At 70.2% G+C, this 16,140-nt stretch carries 18 protein-coding genes; 15 read left to right on the forward strand and 3 right to left on the reverse strand.

Annotation, left to right across the window (positions count from 1 at the left end; genetic code table 11):
* Positions 1–88: 88 nt before the first annotated feature.
* Both ACQPXM_RS18275 and ACQPXM_RS18280 read left to right on the forward strand, forming a co-directional pair.
* Positions 89–877, forward strand: coding sequence for an ABC transporter permease (locus ACQPXM_RS18275; protein WP_432950126.1), 789 nt, complete (start codon positions 89–91; stop codon positions 875–877).
* Positions 878–899: 22 nt separating this feature from the next.
* Entirely contained in the window at positions 900–1,838 is a 939-nt protein-coding gene (locus tag ACQPXM_RS18280; RefSeq protein WP_432950128.1) for a putative RNA methyltransferase, read from the forward strand.
* Between the two features lie 57 nt (positions 1,839–1,895).
* Here ACQPXM_RS18280 and ACQPXM_RS18285 read toward each other — a convergent pair whose 3' ends face one another.
* Positions 1,896–2,561, reverse strand: coding sequence for an FMN-dependent NADH-azoreductase (locus ACQPXM_RS18285; RefSeq protein WP_432950130.1), 666 nt, complete (start codon positions 2,559–2,561; stop codon positions 1,896–1,898).
* Between the two features lie 116 nt (positions 2,562–2,677).
* Here ACQPXM_RS18285 and ACQPXM_RS18290 point away from each other — a divergent pair, with 116 nt between their 5' ends.
* A complete protein-coding gene (locus ACQPXM_RS18290; RefSeq protein WP_432950132.1) occupies positions 2,678–3,211 on the forward strand; it encodes a MarR family winged helix-turn-helix transcriptional regulator in 534 nt (177 codons plus the stop codon).
* A gap of 26 nt (positions 3,212–3,237) precedes the next feature.
* On the opposite strand, the gene ACQPXM_RS18295 is transcribed toward ACQPXM_RS18290, so the two are convergent.
* On the reverse strand, positions 3,238–3,900 hold the full coding sequence (locus tag ACQPXM_RS18295; RefSeq protein ID WP_432950134.1) for a response regulator: 663 nt from the start codon (positions 3,898–3,900) through the stop codon (positions 3,238–3,240).
* Positions 3,897–5,162, reverse strand: coding sequence for a sensor histidine kinase (locus ACQPXM_RS18300; protein ID WP_432950136.1), 1,266 nt, complete (start codon positions 5,160–5,162; stop codon positions 3,897–3,899). Before ACQPXM_RS18300 ends, ACQPXM_RS18295 begins: the two co-directional genes overlap by 4 nt.
* 517 nt (positions 5,163–5,679) lie before the next feature.
* On the opposite strand from ACQPXM_RS18300, the gene ACQPXM_RS18305 reads away from it, so the two are divergent.
* The 12 genes from ACQPXM_RS18305 to ACQPXM_RS18360 all read left to right on the forward strand — a co-directional run bounded on the left by ACQPXM_RS18305 (position 5,680) and on the right by ACQPXM_RS18360 (position 15,986).
* Positions 5,680–6,702, forward strand: coding sequence for an ABC transporter substrate-binding protein (locus ACQPXM_RS18305; protein WP_432950138.1), 1,023 nt, complete (start codon positions 5,680–5,682; stop codon positions 6,700–6,702).
* A 2-nt stretch (positions 6,703–6,704) separates the two neighbouring features.
* Positions 6,705–7,496 carry an ABC transporter ATP-binding protein gene (locus tag ACQPXM_RS18310; protein WP_432950140.1) on the forward strand — a complete coding sequence of 264 codons (792 nt, stop codon included), beginning with the start codon at positions 6,705–6,707 and terminating at the stop codon, positions 7,494–7,496.
* A complete protein-coding gene (locus ACQPXM_RS18315) occupies positions 7,493–8,275 on the forward strand; it encodes an ABC transporter permease (RefSeq protein WP_432950142.1) in 783 nt (260 codons plus the stop codon). The genes ACQPXM_RS18310 and ACQPXM_RS18315 overlap by 4 nt, the downstream gene beginning before the upstream one ends.
* Complete coding sequence (locus tag ACQPXM_RS18320; RefSeq protein WP_432950144.1) at positions 8,272–9,360, forward strand: Ldh family oxidoreductase; 1,089 nt, start codon at positions 8,272–8,274, stop codon at positions 9,358–9,360. Before ACQPXM_RS18315 ends, ACQPXM_RS18320 begins: the two co-directional genes overlap by 4 nt.
* Positions 9,360–9,755 carry a RidA family protein gene (locus ACQPXM_RS18325; protein ID WP_432950146.1) on the forward strand — a complete coding sequence of 132 codons (396 nt, stop codon included), beginning with the start codon at positions 9,360–9,362 and terminating at the stop codon, positions 9,753–9,755. The genes ACQPXM_RS18320 and ACQPXM_RS18325 overlap by 1 nt, the downstream gene beginning before the upstream one ends.
* A gap of 43 nt (positions 9,756–9,798) precedes the next feature.
* Positions 9,799–10,650: a fumarylacetoacetate hydrolase family protein gene (locus ACQPXM_RS18330; protein ID WP_432950148.1), complete on the forward strand. Its 852-nt coding sequence runs from the start codon at positions 9,799–9,801 to the stop codon at positions 10,648–10,650.
* Positions 10,647–11,348: a GntR family transcriptional regulator gene (locus ACQPXM_RS18335; protein ID WP_432950150.1), complete on the forward strand. Its 702-nt coding sequence runs from the start codon at positions 10,647–10,649 to the stop codon at positions 11,346–11,348. Before ACQPXM_RS18330 ends, ACQPXM_RS18335 begins: the two co-directional genes overlap by 4 nt.
* Positions 11,345–12,073 (forward strand): SDR family NAD(P)-dependent oxidoreductase, encoded by a 729-nt coding sequence (locus ACQPXM_RS18340; RefSeq protein WP_432950152.1) that lies wholly within the window; start codon positions 11,345–11,347, stop codon positions 12,071–12,073. The genes ACQPXM_RS18335 and ACQPXM_RS18340 overlap by 4 nt, the downstream gene beginning before the upstream one ends.
* Before the next feature lie 3 nt (positions 12,074–12,076).
* Positions 12,077–13,657, forward strand: coding sequence for an FAD-dependent monooxygenase (locus tag ACQPXM_RS18345; RefSeq protein ID WP_432950154.1), 1,581 nt, complete (start codon positions 12,077–12,079; stop codon positions 13,655–13,657).
* Positions 13,654–14,043, forward strand: coding sequence for a cupin domain-containing protein (locus ACQPXM_RS18350; RefSeq protein ID WP_344170386.1), 390 nt, complete (start codon positions 13,654–13,656; stop codon positions 14,041–14,043). Before ACQPXM_RS18345 ends, ACQPXM_RS18350 begins: the two co-directional genes overlap by 4 nt.
* Position 14,044: 1 nt before the next feature.
* The gene (locus ACQPXM_RS18355) at positions 14,045–14,941 is read left to right on the forward strand and encodes an amidohydrolase family protein (protein ID WP_432950156.1); all 897 of its coding nucleotides are present in this window, start codon (positions 14,045–14,047) and stop codon (positions 14,939–14,941) included.
* 79 nt (positions 14,942–15,020) lie between these two features.
* Positions 15,021–15,986: an alcohol dehydrogenase catalytic domain-containing protein gene (locus tag ACQPXM_RS18360; protein WP_432950158.1), complete on the forward strand. Its 966-nt coding sequence runs from the start codon at positions 15,021–15,023 to the stop codon at positions 15,984–15,986.
* Positions 15,987–16,140 lie beyond the last annotated feature (154 nt).

Below are 16,140 nucleotides of genomic sequence, written 5' to 3' on the forward strand. Positions count from 1 at the left end.
ACAGGCCGTGGCGCGAACGTCGAAGTCAGGACAGCGGCCGGCGTTGGCGCAGCGGCCCGGAGCTGGACGGCATACGTTGGCGTTGTTCGTGGCGGAGTTGCATCTGGTGTTCGGGCGGGCCCGGACGTGGGTGCTGCTCGCGGTGCTCGGGCTGGTGCCGCTGCTGGTCGGCGTCGCGATCCGGTTGTCAGGGTCGTCGGGTGACGCCGAAGGGTTCATCGGGCAGGTGGCCGGCAACGGGTTCTTCCTGATCGTGGCAAGTCTGGGTCTGTCGTTGCCGTTCTTCCTGCCGACCGCGGTGACAGTCATCTCGGGGGAGTCGCTGGCCGGTGAGTCGAGTCTCGGGACGCTGCGCAGTCTGCTGACCGCGCCGGCCGGGCGGTCACGGCTGCTCGCGGCGAAGATGGTCGCGCTCGCGGTGTTCTGCCTGGCGGCGACCTTGACGGTGTGGCTCGGCGGGCTGATCGCGGGGTTCGTGCTGTTTCCGGTCGGCGACGTCGTTCTGCTGTCAGGCACGACGGTGTCACTCACGGACGGGCTGCTGCGGGCCCTCGGAATCGCGGTGCTGATCGCGGGTTCGCTGCTCGGGCTCGCGGGCATCGGGTTGTTCGTCAGCTCGCTCACCTCGACGCCGCTGGCCGCGATGGCGGCGACGTTCGGGGCGTTCATCGTGTTCGGGATCCTGGGCGCGATTCCGCAGATCGACGAGATCCACCCGTGGTTGCTGATGTACGGCTGGACGTCGTTCGCGGACCTGCTCCGGGACCCGCCGTACTGGGACGCGATCATTCGTAACCTGCTGATGCAGGGCGCCTACCTGGCAGTGTTCTACGCGGCCGCCTGGGCCCGGTTGACCAGCCGCGACGTCAACGGGTGAACCGGCGGGGGACAATGGCCCGGTGCGTGCTGATCTGGTCTCCGTCTTGCGCTGCCCGGTCTGTGCCGACGGACTGCAGCTGGCCGACCGGACGGCGCGCTGCGGTCAAGGGCACGCCTACGACCTGGCCAAGCAGGGCTACCTCAATCTGTTGCCCTCGGCATCCAACGGGATCGAGGGCGACAGCGCCGAGATGGTCGAGGCGCGCAGCGTCTTCCTGGCTCAAGGCTGGTACGAGCCGATCCGCGACGCCCTGATCGAAAGCCTGCCGCCGATCACGAGCGCAGCCCCCTTGGTCGCCGAGGTCGGAGCCGGTACGGCGTACTACCTGGCTGGCGTTCTCGAAGCCGGGAACAAAACCCAGCTGCCGGACCTCCATCGCGGCCAGGTTGTCGCTGATCCTGAGCGCCGCAAGGAAGGCGAGATCGCCGGTTACCTGGAGACGAGTGGTCAGCAGCCCGGCTGGCGGGGGATTGCGGTGGACGTATCTCGCTATGCGGCGCGGCGCGCGGCCAAAGTGGACGCGGGCATCGGATCCGTGGTCGGCGACGCCTGGCAGGAATTGCCGGTACGGGACGGCGTGGCGGACGTGGTGCTCGACGTTTTCGCGCCCCGGAACGCGGGGGAGATGGCGCGAGTGCTGGCACCGGGCGGGACCTTGCTGGTCGTGACGCCCAACCAAGCGCACCTCGGGGAACTGATCGACGTGCTCGGCATGGTGTCGGTCGACGGGGAGAAGGAACGCCGGCTGGTCGAGTCGCTCGCGGGATTCGACCGGGTCGAGCAGCGCGTGGTCGAGACGACGATGCGGCTCGACCATGGCGCGATCGAGCAGTTGGTCGGGATGACACCCAGCGCGCGGCACGTCGACAAGCAAGCGCGAGCGGAGCGGATCGGCGTACTGGCTGATCCGATGGACGTGACCCTGTCCGTCACGGTCTCGTCCTGGCGAACTGCCTGACTGCCTGACGGCCCCCAGTGCCGGCTCGAGCTCGGCACTCGGGGAACGGGACGCGGGTCAGGCGGCGGTGCTGGTGAGGGCGCGGGCGACCTCGGCGGCGTGTTCGCCGGCGGTGGTGTGGGCGTCCTGCTCGGAGACCTTGGACAGGTCGATCAGCTCCTCCATGCCGGGCGTGACCGGCGCGAGCGTGAGCTCGGCGGCCGCGGTGCGGATGTTCATGGTGAAGACCTCGCCGAAGATCCGGTTCAGGTACGGCGTCGCGTGGTCCCAGCCTTCCTTCGGCGTGCCCGGGCCGTAGCCGCCGCCGCGGGCCAGCGTGAAGATGATCGGCCGGCCGGCGACCGCCGTACCGGCGATCAGGTCCTGGTCGGTGAGCAGCACGTCCATGTAGGTCTTCACGTGCGAGGCGATGCCGTAGTTGTACAGCGGGACCGCGAGCAGCACGGCGTCCGCGGCCTTGAACTCGGCGATCGCGTCCGCGGCGATGGACTTGGCCTCCGACGGGTCCACGAAGTCGGCGTCGGTCGGCGCCTGCCAGCCGAACCGGTCGGTGACCAGGGCGGGCCAGACGCCGGCCGGAATCGGGTGCAGTCCGAGGTCGCGGCGGACGACGACGCCGTCGGGGTGCTCGGACTTCCAGGCCGCCTCGGCGCTGTCGGCGAGCGCTCGGCTGACGGAGCCGTCGAGCCGGAGGCTGGCGTCGATGCGAAGCAGGGTGGTCATGTCGTTCCTTCCAGAGGGGACTGCTCGGAGTGAGCTGTACCGAAGATAGTCTGTCGGACAGAACATCTTCAAGTCAGATCGTATTCCGGGTGGCGTACACCACGTACGATGGAGGCGTGAGCAGCCCGACGCCCGAAGCGAACGTCAGCACCACCGGAGGGGTCCGCGGAACATCCGTGGAGGCCGACCTCGGGTGGGCGCTCGGCGTGGTCTTCCGGCGGTACGCGAAGCAGAGCGCGGCCGCGCTGGAGGAGGTACCCGGAGGGCCGCGGGGCTACCAGGTGCTCGCCACAGCGATCGCGGAGGGGCCGAAGCGGCAGCTCGACCTGGCGACTCAGCTGGAGATCGACCGGACGGTGATGACCTACCTGCTGGACGACCTGGAGAAGGCTGAGCTCGTGCAGCGGCAGCCGGATCCCGCGGACCGGCGGGCGCGGCTGATCGTCGCGACGCCCAAGGGCGCGGAGTTGCTCTGCGACCTGGAACGCCGCCTTCGCGCGACGGAGAACGAGGTCATGGGCGGCCTGGACGACGGCGAACGCATGGTCTTCCGGATGCTGCTGCAGCGCGTCGCGCAGCAGGCGAACGCGGTCGACCCCGTGGCCAACGCCTGCACGCTGGCCGAGCACGGAGAACTCCCCACCCAGTGAAGTCCCGGCGCCGAGTCGGGACCGGGTCAGCGCAGCGGGACGAAGCCTGACTCGTAGGCGAGGATGACGGCCTGGGTGCGATCCCGGGCGCCCAGCTTGCTGAGCAGGTTGGCGACGTGGGTCTTGATCGTCTGTACGCCGAGCACGAGCTCGCCCGCGATCTCCGCGTTGGACAGCCCCTTCGCCATCAGGCGGAGCACCTCCTGCTCCCGCTCGGTCAGGTCGTACTGGTCGAGCCCGGCCGGCTTGCTCGGCTGATGATCGAGGTGCGCGAGCGCCAGGCTGCGGATCGCCTCCGGGAACAGCAGTGACTCGCTGCCCGCGACCGTGCGGATCGCCGCGATGATGTCGTCCGGCGGAGTCCGCTTGAGCAGGAACCCGGACGCACCGGCGCGCAGCGCGTCGTACACGTAGTCGTCGTTCTCGAAGGTGGTGACGACGAGCACGCGCGGTGCGGGATCGAGGGCGTCGAGCAGCAGCCGGGTCGCCTGGATGCCGTCGAGGGCGGGCATCCGCACATCCATCAGGACGACGTCCGCGCCCGTCCGCCGGACCAGCGGCAGGACCTCGGCCCCGTCACCGGCCTCGCCGACCACCGTCAGGTCGGGCTCCGCGTCGATGATCGCGCGCAGCCCGCTGCGGATCAGCGGTTCGTCGTCCACCACGACCACCGAGATGTTCACACTCATCCTTTCGTCGTCACCGCCACCGGCAAGGTGACCGCCAGCCGCCAGCGGCCGCCGTCCAGGCCGGCCTCGACCGTTCCTCGCAGTACGGCGACCCTTTCACGGATCCCGGCCAGCCCTCGGCCGCCGCGGGTGGAGTCACCCTCGGCAGCCGGTACGGCGGCGACCGGGTTGGTCAGTTCGAGCAGCAGCCCGGACGAGTCCAGGCTGATCGACAGGTCCACCTCGACCTCGTCGGCCGGGCGCCCGGCGTGCCGGATCGCGTTGGTCAGGCCCTCCTGGACGATCCGGTATGCCTCGCGAGACACCGCGGCCGGCAGCGTCGACAGGTCGCCCGAGCGGTGCACCTCGACGGTGATCCCACCCGCGCGGGTCGCCTCGACCAGCCGCGCGACGTCGCTGAGCGTCGCCTGCGGCGCGGTCTCGGAACCGGGCCGGCGGTCGTCGCGGAGCAGCCCGAGCACGTGGTCCAGGTCGGCCAGCGCGGCCCGGGCCGAGGTCTCCATCGCGGCGAGCGCCGTCTCGGCGAAGGCTGGGTCGGTGGCGAGTACTCGTCGCGCGGCGGCAGCCTGCAGGGTGACCAGGCTGAGCGCGTGGCCGACGCTGTCGTGCAGTTCGCGGGCGAGACGGTTGCGCTCGGCAAGGGTCGCCGTACGGCGTTCGAGCAGCTCGATCCGCTCGGCGGGGGTCGGGCCGAGCATGCGCGGAGCGGTGTAGGCGAGCAGCGCGCCGATCGGGGCCGAGAGCAGCATCAGGGCGATCGTCGCCGCCACCGCCGCGGCCGGCATCCACAGGTCGGTCCAGCTGCCGGCGACGTGGTAGTCGATGCCCGGCACGAGCTCGTGCCGGCCCGGCTGCCGGAAAGGGGCCGCGAGCAACACCGCGCCGAGGCCGACGACGATCGTGCTGAGCACGCCGACGAAGCCGCCGGTGATCAGGTGCAGGCAGAACCACAGCGCGGTCCGCCGGCGCTGGGGCCAGGTGCGGGACGGGCCGAGCGGCCGCTCCTCGAACCGAACCCCGAGCAGCGACTCGACCGCGATGCCCTCGACCTCCCGCACGGCGGGCAGCAGCCCGAGCAGGACCGGCGGGGCAACAATCAGCACGGCATCGAGCAACACGGTGGGGATCTGCGGCAGCCCGAGACTGGCGACCAGAGCGACCAGTGCGCTGTCGACCAGGATGAACGCGAGCACCAGGGCAGCACCCAGCAGCAGGTACACCCAGCGCAGGTACGTCGACCCGCGGAACAGCACGTTCGCCACCACTCCATCCTGTCAAAGCCGAGGTCCGCTGCCTTCCCTCTCGAGGGTGAGCGCCCTCCCTCTCCGGAGGGGAGTGAGCGGCGCGGGGGAGTGAGCGGTGGGAGACGCGGCGCGGGCGTGTGAGTGGGTGGATGGTCCACGCGGATGGTGCGCGGCTGCGGCCAAGGCCGGGAGATCAAGCCCCATGACCCGCGGCGCCGGAGGCGACGCCAAACAAAACAGCCCTCATGACCTGGATCACAGTCGGTAGCGGCTTTACCCAAATTTGTCGCGGAAGGCACATATTCGACCCTTTCGGACGTCGCGATCTGCTGTCCGGGCGGGTACGGTCTGTGGTCGGGGCGGGTTGCCCGTCCGGACCGGACAGGCATGGGGAAACGGCTCCAGGACGGGCGGCACAAGGGTTCTGAGGGGACCCGCCACGGTGGACGTAAAGACACTGTGAAGTCCCCGGGGGCCGATTGACCGCTCTTCCATATTTGATGTTTGATCAAATATCGGAGAGGAGAAATCCAGTATGAGGTTCAGACGTTCGGCCGTCGCTGGGGTGGCGGTCCTCGCACTTGCTCTGGTGAGCGGGTGCAACGACAGCAAGGCTGGCCAGAACGGGGACGCATCATTGGAGAAGGTCAGTTACCTGACCTCGTTCAACACCTTCGGCCGCGAGGCCTACGCCTATGTCGCCCTGGAGAAGGGCTACTTCAAGGACGCCGGCTTCGACGTCACCATCACTCCGGGCAGCGGCACGGTCGACGTGCTCAAGCTGGTGGCGGGCGGTCAGGCCGACTACGGCATCGGTGACTTCACCGCCACCGTGATCACGCTGGGGAACCAGAAGCTGCCGGTCACCACGGTGGGCATGATCCACCAGAAGTCGCTGGCCGCGATCGTGGCGCTCGAGGGCGGCAAGATCAACCGGCCCGAGGACTTGCCGGGCAAGCGGATCGGCGACCAGCCGGGCTCCACCAACCAGGTGATGTTCCCGGTCTACGCGAAGGCGGCCAAGATCAACGCGGCCGACACCAAGTTCGTCGCCAACCCGCCGCCCGCGCTGCCGCAGTTGCTCGCGGCCGGCAAGGTCGACGGCATCGGCCAGTTCGTGGTCGGGGTGCCGCTGGTCGAGAAGGCCGACCCGGACAAGCGCAAGGCCGTCGTCCTGCCGTACGGCAACCTGCTGCCGGACCTGTACGGCAACGCGATCATCACCCGGGACGATCTGGCCAAGGATCACCCCGATCAGGTGAAGAAGTTCACCACCGCGCTGCTCAAGGGTCTGCAGGACACCATCGACGACCCGGCCTCGGCGGCCAAGACGTTGAAGAAATACGTGCCGAACACCGATCTCGAGGTGGCCACCGCGGAACTCGAGCTGATGAAGCCGTACGTCAAGCCGGACGACTTCAACGGTGCCCTGGGTGAGGTCGACACGAACCGGGTGCAGAAGATCATCAACCTGCTCGAGGAGGCCGACGCGGTCAAGCCGAAGGGTTCGATGAAGCCGGCCGACGTGGTCAACGACGCGCTGGCACCGAAGGGCTGACCATGATCGAGCTGGGCGGAGTGGGTCAGGTCTTCGAGGGCCGCGGGGGCAGGGTCCAGGCGCTCGACGACATCGACCTGCACGTCCGGGAGAACGAGTTCGTCACGCTGATCGGCCGGTCCGGTTGTGGCAAGTCCACACTGCTCCGGCTGATCGCGGGACTGCTGCCGCCGACGTACGGCGCGGTCACGGTGGCGGGGGAACCCGTGACCGGGCCGCGGCGGGACGTGTCGTTCATGTTCCAGCGGCCGGCGCTGCTGCCGTGGCGGTCGGTGCTGTCGAACGTGATGCTCCCGGTCGAGATCTCCGGGGGCGACAGCGGCCGCAAGGAGTACCGGGACCGGGCCCACGAGCTGCTGGAGCTCGTCGGCCTGTCCGGGTTCGAACGCCGGCTGCCGCACGAGCTGTCCGGCGGCATGCAGCAGCGGGTGTCGTTGTGCCGGTCGCTGATCCGGCGGCCGCAGGTGATGCTGATGGACGAGCCGTTCTCGGCGCTGGACGCGCTGACCCGGACCGAGATGTCGGACGAGCTGCAGCGGATCCAGATGGAACTGGCCACCACGATCGTGTTCGTCACGCACTCGATCGAGGAGGCCGTGCTGCTCGCCGACCGGGTCGTCGTGCTGACGCCCCGGCCGGGCCGGCTGCGCGAGATCGTCGAGATCGACATCCCGCGGCCGCGCAGCCTGGGCACCAACGCCCACCTGAGCAAGGTGGCCGAGATCAGCGGCCGCTTGCACGGTCTGCTGGCCGAGAAGACCCACCCCGTGGACGCTCCCGAGGCGACCCGATGAGAACCCGCTCCTCCTGGCTGACCACCTCGCGCACCAGCGCGATCCTGCTGCCGGTGGTCGGCGTGATCGCGACCATCGCCCTGTGGTGGCTGGTGATCGTGGTCTTCGACATCAAGCAGTTCCTCCTGCCCAGCCCGTACGACGTACTGCAGCGCTTCCTCGAGCAGCCCGGTTACCTGCTCCAGCAGACCTGGGTCTCGCTGGTCGAGTCGCTGGCCGGGTTCGGGCTGGCGATCGTGGTCGGGATCCCGATCGCGCTGTTGATCGTGCGCTCGGCGATCCTCGAGCGGCTGGTCTACCCGTTGCTGCTGGCGGTGAACGCGATCCCGAAGATCGCGATCGCGCCGCTGTTGGTGGTCTGGATGGGCTTCGGCCAGCTGCCCAAGATCATGATGGCGCTGCTGGTCTGCTTCTTCCCGATCGTGATCTCGACCGCGCAGGGCATGAAGTCGACGCCGGCCGAACTGGTCGAGCTGCTGCGGTCGCTGAAGGCCAGCCGGACGCAGGAGTTCTTCAAGCTCCGGCTGACCTACGCGCTGCCGCAGATCTTCACCGGCCTCAAGGTGGCGATCTCGCTGGCCGTGATCGGCTCGGTGATCGGTGAGTTCGCCGGCTCCACCGAGGGCCTGGGCTACGTGATCTGGAATTCCGGCGCCTCGGCCGACACCCCGCTGGCCTTCGCCGCGATCGGCCTGCTCAGCATCATGAGCATCGTCTTGTTCTACGGCCTGGTCCTGCTGGAGCACCTGCTGCTGCCCTGGGCCGAGGAGACCCGGTGACCACCCAGACGCCGGACGCCGACCACCGGGTGCTGGTGCGCCCGGCCTGGCTCGAGGCGACCGTGTCCGCGGTGTTCACCGCGCTGGGCTTCGAGCCCGCCGACGCGGCCCAGATCGCGCACTCGCTGGTCGAGGCGGACCTGCGCGGCGTCAGCTCGCACGGCGTCATGCTCGTCCCGATGTACGTCGAACGGCTGAACGCCGGGGGAGTCACCCGGGAGCGCGAGCTGGACATCCTGCACGACGCCGGCGCGGCGATCGTCGCCGACGCCCGCGGCGGGATGGGCCAGCTGTCCAGCCCGCGGGCGATGGGGCTCGCGATCGAACGCTCCGGCCGGTACGGGATCGGGCTGGTCTCGGTCCGCAACGCGCACCACTTCGGCGCCGCCAGCCGCTGGGCCGTGCAGGCCGCCGACGTGGGCCGGCTGGGTATCGCGATGTCGAACACGACGCCGTTGATGCCCGCGCCCGGCGGCGCCGAGCGGATCGTCGGCAACAACCCGCTCGCGATCGCCGTACCGACACAGGCCGGCGCCGAGATCGTGCTGGACATGGCCTTGTCGGCCGTTGCCCTGGGCAAGATCCGGCTGGCGGCGTCGGCCGGGCGGCCGATCCCGGACACCTGGGCGACCGACGCGTCGGGCCTGCCGACCACGGATCCCGAGGACGCCGTCCTGGGCATGCTGCTGCCGGCGGCGGGCCACAAGGGGTTCGGGCTGGCGCTGATGATCGACGTGCTGACCGGCGTACTGAGTGGTGGCGGCTGGGGGGAGCAGGTCCGGCCGCTGTACCGGGAGCCGGACCGGCCGAACGACTGCGCCCACCTGTTCCTCGCGATCGACCCGGAGCTGCTGGGTGGGATCGAGGGGTTCCGGCAGCGGTCGTCGGCGCTGGCCGAGCGGGTTCGCGGCAGTGCGACCGCGCCCGGCGTCGACCGGGTGTACCTGCCGGGGGAGATCGAGGCGGATCGAGCCCGGCAGCAGCGGCGGACCGGAGTCCTGATCGAGCGGTCGGGGCTGGACGGTCTGCTGGCGGCGGCCCGCGCGGTGGGCGCCGTGGTTCCGACCGGAGGGGTGCAGAACTGATGCCGAAGACCCAACTGACCAGCGCCGCGCTGCGCAGCCCGAACGGGGTGTTCTCGCAGGCGATCGTGATCGAGGCGACCGGGCGGCTGGTGTTCGTCTCCGGGATGACCGCGCGCCGGCCCGACGGCAGCATCGCCGGGGTCGGCGACGTCAGCGAGCAGACCCGCCAGGTGTGCGAGAACGTGCAGGCCGCGGTCCGCGAGGCCGGCGGCACGCTGGACGACGTCTGCCGGGTGGACGTGTACGTGCGCAACATGGAGGACTTCGCGAAGATCCACGAGGTCCGGGCGCAGTACTTCCACGAGCCGCTGCCCGCTTCGACGATGGTCGAGGTCAGCAAGCTGGCCCACCCCGACTACCTGATCGAGATCTCCGCGATCGCGGTGATCGCATGAGGAAGGCAGGTGATCGAAATGCGTTCTGTCGAGTGGGTGTGACATGCGGTTCGTGACAGTGGCGTACGCCGGTGGCGAGCGGCCCGGCGTACTGGACGGCGACGAGGTCGTCCTGCTCCCGTACGACGACCTGGTGGCCGTGATCGAGGCCGGTGCCGACGCGGCGCTGACCGGTGAGCGGATCCCCTTCCGGGAGCAGGACCTGCGGGCGCCGATCCGGCGGTTCCGCCGTGACATCCTCTGCACCGGCTGGAACTACTGGGACCACTTCGAAGAGAGCCGCGGCAAGCGCGAGGGCCAGGACGTCGACCGGCCCGAGCACCCGACGTTCTTCACCAAGGGCCCGGACGTCGTGGTCGGTCCGTACGACCCGATCGCCTACGACCCGGCGCTGTCGGCCAAGTGGGACTACGAGGCCGAGTTGGCGCTCGTGATCGGCAGGACCGGCCGCAGCATCGAGGTCGAGGACGCGCTGGACCATGTCTGGGGCTACACGCTGGCCAACGATGTGTCGCAGCGGGACCTGCAGCGCGCGCACGGCGGCCAGTGGCTCAAGGGCAAGAGCATCGACGCGACCATGCCGCTCGGCCCGTGGATCGTCACGCCGGACGAGCTGGGCGACCCGCAGGACGTCCGGCTGCAGTGCCTGCTCAACGGCGAGGTCATGCAGGACGCCTCGACCAAGCAGATGGCCTACGACCTCGCCACACTGATCAGTGAGCTGTCCTTCGGTATGACTCTGCGCCCCGGCGACCTCCTGCTCACCGGTACGCCGTCCGGCATCGGCAACGCCCGCGAGCCGCAGGTGTTCCTGAAGGAGGGCGACGAGGTCGTCACCCGGTCGGACAAGATCGGCGAGCTACGCAACACGCTGGTCTACCGGGAGCTGACGTGACCAGCCGGCTGGAGCTCCTGCCCGGTGGCCGTCGTGGCGGACGCCGTACGCTCGCCGAGACCGCCGCGGCCGAGCTGCACCAGCTGATCCTGTCCGGTGAGCTGCCCAGCGGTACGCCGTTGCGGCTGGTCGAGTTGGCCAACCGGCTGGAGATGAGCCAGATGCCGGTCCGCGAAGGGCTGCGCCGGCTGGAGGCGCTCGGGCTGATCGACATCATCCCGCATCGTGGAGCCTGGGTCCGCGAGCTGTCGCTGGAGGACCTGCACGACACCCACGAGACCAGACTGGCGCTGGAGAGCCTCGCCGTACGGGCTGCTGCCGAGCACTTCGGGTTGGAGGACGAGCAGAAGGCGGTGGTCGCGCTGGAGGAGCACCTGCGGATGTGCCGGGCCGACGACTCGATCGGAGCCCGGCAGGCGCATGCCGACTTCCACTTCGCGCTCTACCGGGCCGGCGGCTCGCAGTGGCTGGCCCGCGCGATCGAGCCGGTCTGGCAGAACAGCGAGCGCTACCGGTTCGGCAGCCGCCAGACGCCGTTCCAGATCGAGCAGAACCGGCGGGAGCACCAGGCCATCCTGGACGCCTGCGTCGCCAAGGACCCGGACGCCGCCGAGCAGGCGCTGCGTGACCACCTGGCTGGCGCGGTCCAGCGGATCACCGAGACGATGACCTCGAAGCAGAAGGGGACGTCGTCATGAAGGTGAGCTTCGACGCGACCGGCGAGGTCGTGGTCGTGACCGGTGGTGCGCACGGCATCGGCGCCGCGCTGGCGTCGGCTGTGGTCGCCCACGGCGGTACGGCGGTGGTGCTGGACGTCAGCCCGCCGGCCGACGAGCGGGTCGAGTACGTCGAGGTCGACGTGTCCGACCGGCCCGCGGTGTTCAAGGCGGTCGGCACGGTGGTCGAGCGGCACGGCCGGATCGACGGGCTGGTCGCCGGTGCGGCGGTGCAGCCGCGGTCCGCCGTACTGGAGATGGACCCGGCAGACTGGACCCGCACGCTGCAGGTGAACCTGGACGGCGTGGTCTGGGTCTGTCAGGCCGTTGTACCGCACATGGTGGAGCGGTCGGCCGGCTCGGTCGTGGTGTTCACCTCCGGCCTGGCCGCGACCGGCTTCCCGCAGGCGGCGGCGTACGCGTCGAGCAAGGCGGCGCTGACCGCCTTCGCCAGGACGCTGGCGGCCGAGGTGGCCGAGCACCGGGTCCGGGTGAACATCGTCGCGCCCGGTGTGATCGACACCGACCAGTTCCGGGCCGCCAACGCCGGTGCCGACCTCGACCACTGGCGGGAGACCACCGGCATCGGCGACCCGGCCGACGTCGTCGGCCCGCTGCTGTTCCTGCTCTCCGACGCGGCCGCGATGACCGGGTCCCAGCTGACCCGGGAGCGCGCCTTCGCCCGGTTGACCGACCTCACGGAGTGATGAGTGACCTCGACTGACCAGCAACTGCCCGTCGCCGTGGTCGGCGCCGGGCCGATCGGCCTGACCACCGCACTCGGCCTGGCGCACTACGGCGTGCCGTACGTGCTGCTGGAGGAGGACGCGGTGCTGTCCTCCGACACCAAGGCCGGTACGACGCTGAGCCGCACTCTGGAGATCTGGAACCGGTACGGCGCGGTGGAGGGCATCCTGGGCGCGGCGGTGCGGATCGACGAGATCGGCGACATCGACCGGGCCACCAACACGCCCCGGGCCTCGGTCCAGCTGGCCGAGCTGGTCAACGACACCCAGTTCCCGTTCGTGATCAACCTGCCGCAGCAGCTGATGGAGCCGCTGCTGGCCGACGCGCTGCCGCAGCCGGTCCGTACGCAGCACCGGCTCACCTCGTTCGAGGTACGCGACGACCGGGTCGTGCTGCAGCTGGACACACCGGACGGTCCGCAGGAGCTCGAGGCGTCGTACCTGCTGGCCTGTGACGGCGGCCGGAGCAAGATCCGGGACGCGCTCGGGGTCAAGGTGGTCGGCGAGACCCTGCCCGAGCGGTACATGCTGATCGACGTCGCGGTCGACCTGGACGTCGACAACGCCCGCGACTACCCGTACCTCGCCTACTTCGCGGACGCCGCCGAGTGGATGGTGCTGATCCGTCAGCCGGACAACTGGCGGTTCCTGTTCCCGCTGGCGCCCGGCGCGGAGCCACCGGGCACGGAGGACCTGCTGGTGAAGGTGAAGCAGTTCATCGGCGAGGTCGACCGGATCGAGCTGCTCGGCACTGTCGTCTACAACGTGCACCACCGGGTCGCCGAGCAGTGGACCAAGGACCGCAAGGTCTTTCTGATGGGCGACGCCGCGCACCTGATCACGCCGATGTGGGCGCTCGGCCTGAACACCGGTGCGCTGGACGCGTCGAACCTGCCGTGGCGGCTGGCCTGGGTGCACCGTGGCTGGGCCGACCCGTCGTTGCTGGACGGGTACGAGCAGGAGCAGCGGCCGGTGGCGGTCGAGGGCTCCGGCGAGATGGCCGAGGCCGCGCGCAAGTACATGGCGTTGCAGCGCGGTGCGGTCACCGAGGACACCGGCGCGTGGGCGACGGCGTACAACCGCACGCTGCTCAGCGTCCGGCTCGACGTGGAGGGCGTGGGCGACTGGTCGATGGTGGCGACCGGTACGACGCCGCCGGCCGTGCGCGCCGGAGACCGCGCACCGGACCTGGCGCTGCACAGTCAGACCGGCCGGGTCACGATCCACGACCTGTGCCGGGACTCGTTCGTCGCGTTGTACTTCACCGACGTCCGCCGCCGCCCGGACATCCCGGTCAATGACTCACCGGCCTTGCGGCACTACGCCGTCTCGCGGTGGGACGCGCCGCACGACTCCGGGCTGCGCGACCGGTCACTGTTCGACCCTGGCAGCATCGCGACCAACCGGTACGGCGTACCGGCGGACAGCGTCGTATTGATCCGGCCCGACGGCCACATCGCGGCTGTGGCTCCGGCGGCACCCGGTGTCGCCGAGGAGCTCTACACGCGAATGACCGGCCGGCCTGTTCCCCGGGAGGCGTCATGACTTTCGACGAACCGCTGCGCGAGATCCTGCTGCAGACCGACGACCTGGACTGGGTCGAGAAGTCGCTGGACGGGTTGTCGCACAAGATGCTGTGGCGGGATCCGGAGACCGAGGCGTCGATCGCGCTGGTGAGGTTCGAGCAGGGGTCGGGTATCCCGTCGGAGCACAAGCACGCGTCGAACCAGTTCATGTTCTGCCTGTCCGGGCGATACGTGTACCTGCCGACCGGGACGACGCTGACCAAGGGCAGCTTCTACTGGAACCCGAAGGGCGTCGTGCACGGGCCGACGCGCGCGGAGGAGACCTCCGTCCTGCTGGAGGTGTACGACGGCCCGCACTACCCGGAGCGGCCGTCCTTCTACGACAACGACGAGGACGCACGCTGACATGGCCGGCTGGGACGTCCACACGCATCTGATACCGCCCACTGTGCTGGCTGCTGCCCGCAGCGGCGACTTCGGCCTGTCCGTCGAGGGCAACTCGCTGGTGGTCGACGGACAGCACCGGCTGCCGCTCGGCAAGCTCGCCGACCCGGCCGCGCTGCTGCAGTGGGTCAGTGATCAGGACCTGGACGGCGCGGTGGTGTCGGTACCGCCTGCGCTGTTCCGCTACGACCAGGGCGTGGAGTGGACCGCACTGCTCAACCAGGGGCTCCGGGAGTTGGCCGGGCCGCGGTTGCGGGTGCTGGCTCACGTCCCGCTCCTGCACGCCAGCGCTCCGGCGGTCGCCGCGGCGCTGGGGGAGGAGGGCGTCTTCAGCGGCTTCGCCCTCGGTACGCCGGGCTTCGCCGGGCTGGACGCCGTCTGGCAGGTGCTGGACCGGCTGAACGCGTTCACTCTGGTCCATCCCGGGCACAGCACGGACCGGCGGCTGGACGCGTTCTACCTGTCGAACCTGCTCGGAAACCCTTACGAAACAGGGCTTGCGGCGGCCGAGCTGGTCTTCACCGACGTACCGGCGCGGTTTCCGGGGATCAAGTTCTGCCTGTGCCACGGTGGCGGCGTGACGGCCGCGCTGGCCGGGCGGTGGCAGCGCGGGATCGACACCGAGCGGCCGGGCATCGAGGCGCCGACGCTGGCGGTGGCCGAGGCGCTGCAGCGGTTCGTGGCCGACGACCTGGTGCACGATCCGGCCGTACTGCCGCTGCTGGAGTCGACGTTCGGGGACGTGCTGGCCGGCAGCGACTGGCCGTTCCCGATGGGCAGCGACCGGGTGGATCCGCGCCGGGCGCAGGCGGCCGAGGCGTTGACCCGTCCGCTCGGCCAGGGGGTTCGGTCGGCGTGAGGAGGACTTTTGCGCAGCCGCAAGATGTGATCAGATATCAAACCCAACCGGGGGCGACGGGCACGAGGGGGGTGGGTGGATGAGCGCGCGACAGAGCACGGTGCTGCGCTGTTACGGGCCTGGGCAGCAGTTGAAGGCCGAGGAGGTCGAGCTGGCCGCCGGACCGGGGGAGACGCTGGTCGAGATGGACGTCGCCTCGGTGACCCAGCTCGACCGGACCGTGCTGGCCGGCAAGCTCGCTCAGCAGTTGCAGCCGCCGTTCGTGCCGGGGTCCGAAGGCGGCGGTGTCGTGGTCGACTCGGAGCTGTACCCGTCGGGCACCCGGGTGGTGATCCGCGGCGGCGGAGTCGGCGTCACCCGGCAGGGGACCTGGGGCTCGATGGCGGTGGTGCCGAACTCGTCCGTGCACGCGCTGCCCATCGGCTTCGACACCGCCGAGGCGCTGGCCCTGCTGGCACCGGCCCTGACCGCCCACACCGCTGTACGGCGAGTGGCCGGCGTCGTCCCCGGTGAGACCGTCGTGGTCACCGGCGCGACCGGTCTGGTCGGGCGACTGTGTGCTGCGGTCGCTAGAGCCGCCGGGGCCGGCAAGGTGATCGGTCTGGCCCGTTCCGGCGACTCCGTGGACCTGCTGACCCGGCTGGTGGACCAGGTGGTCCGGGTGGACGAGCTGGGCCAGGTCGGCCGGGAGCTGCCGTGGTGTGACGCGGTGATCGACACAGTGGGTGGTCCGGTGACCAGTGGAGTGATGAGTCACATCACGCCGGGCGGACGGATCGCCGTACTGGGTTACACGGCCGGCGAGTTCGCCACGCTCGACCTGCACCAGCTGATCGGGCGGGACCTGCGAGTGCTGCCGGTCAACATGCAGCGGACGACCATCGAGGCCGGAACGGTGTCCCAGGTCCTGGCCGACATCGCACCCGCGCCGATCACGCCGGAGCTGGACATGATTCCGGCGTACCGGGTGGACGAGGCACTCGACCGGCTGGTCGGCGGTACGGCGGAGCGGCGGGTGCTTCTCGACCTGACCCGGCTGCGCTGAGTAGTGGACGGGCGGCGGCCGCGATGAAAGGCTGGACCGCTGGTCGGGCGGCCGGCTGCACGACCGGCGCGGTACGCGGTCGCATGGGGGCGCGGCGGGCAATCCGCCGCCGGAACCCCCGCGCGGGCCTCCGCACCGCTACGGTTACCTCCCA

The organism is Kribbella sp. CA-253562 (genome assembly GCF_050942265.1).
Lineage (GTDB): Bacteria > Actinomycetota > Actinomycetes > Propionibacteriales > Kribbellaceae > Kribbella.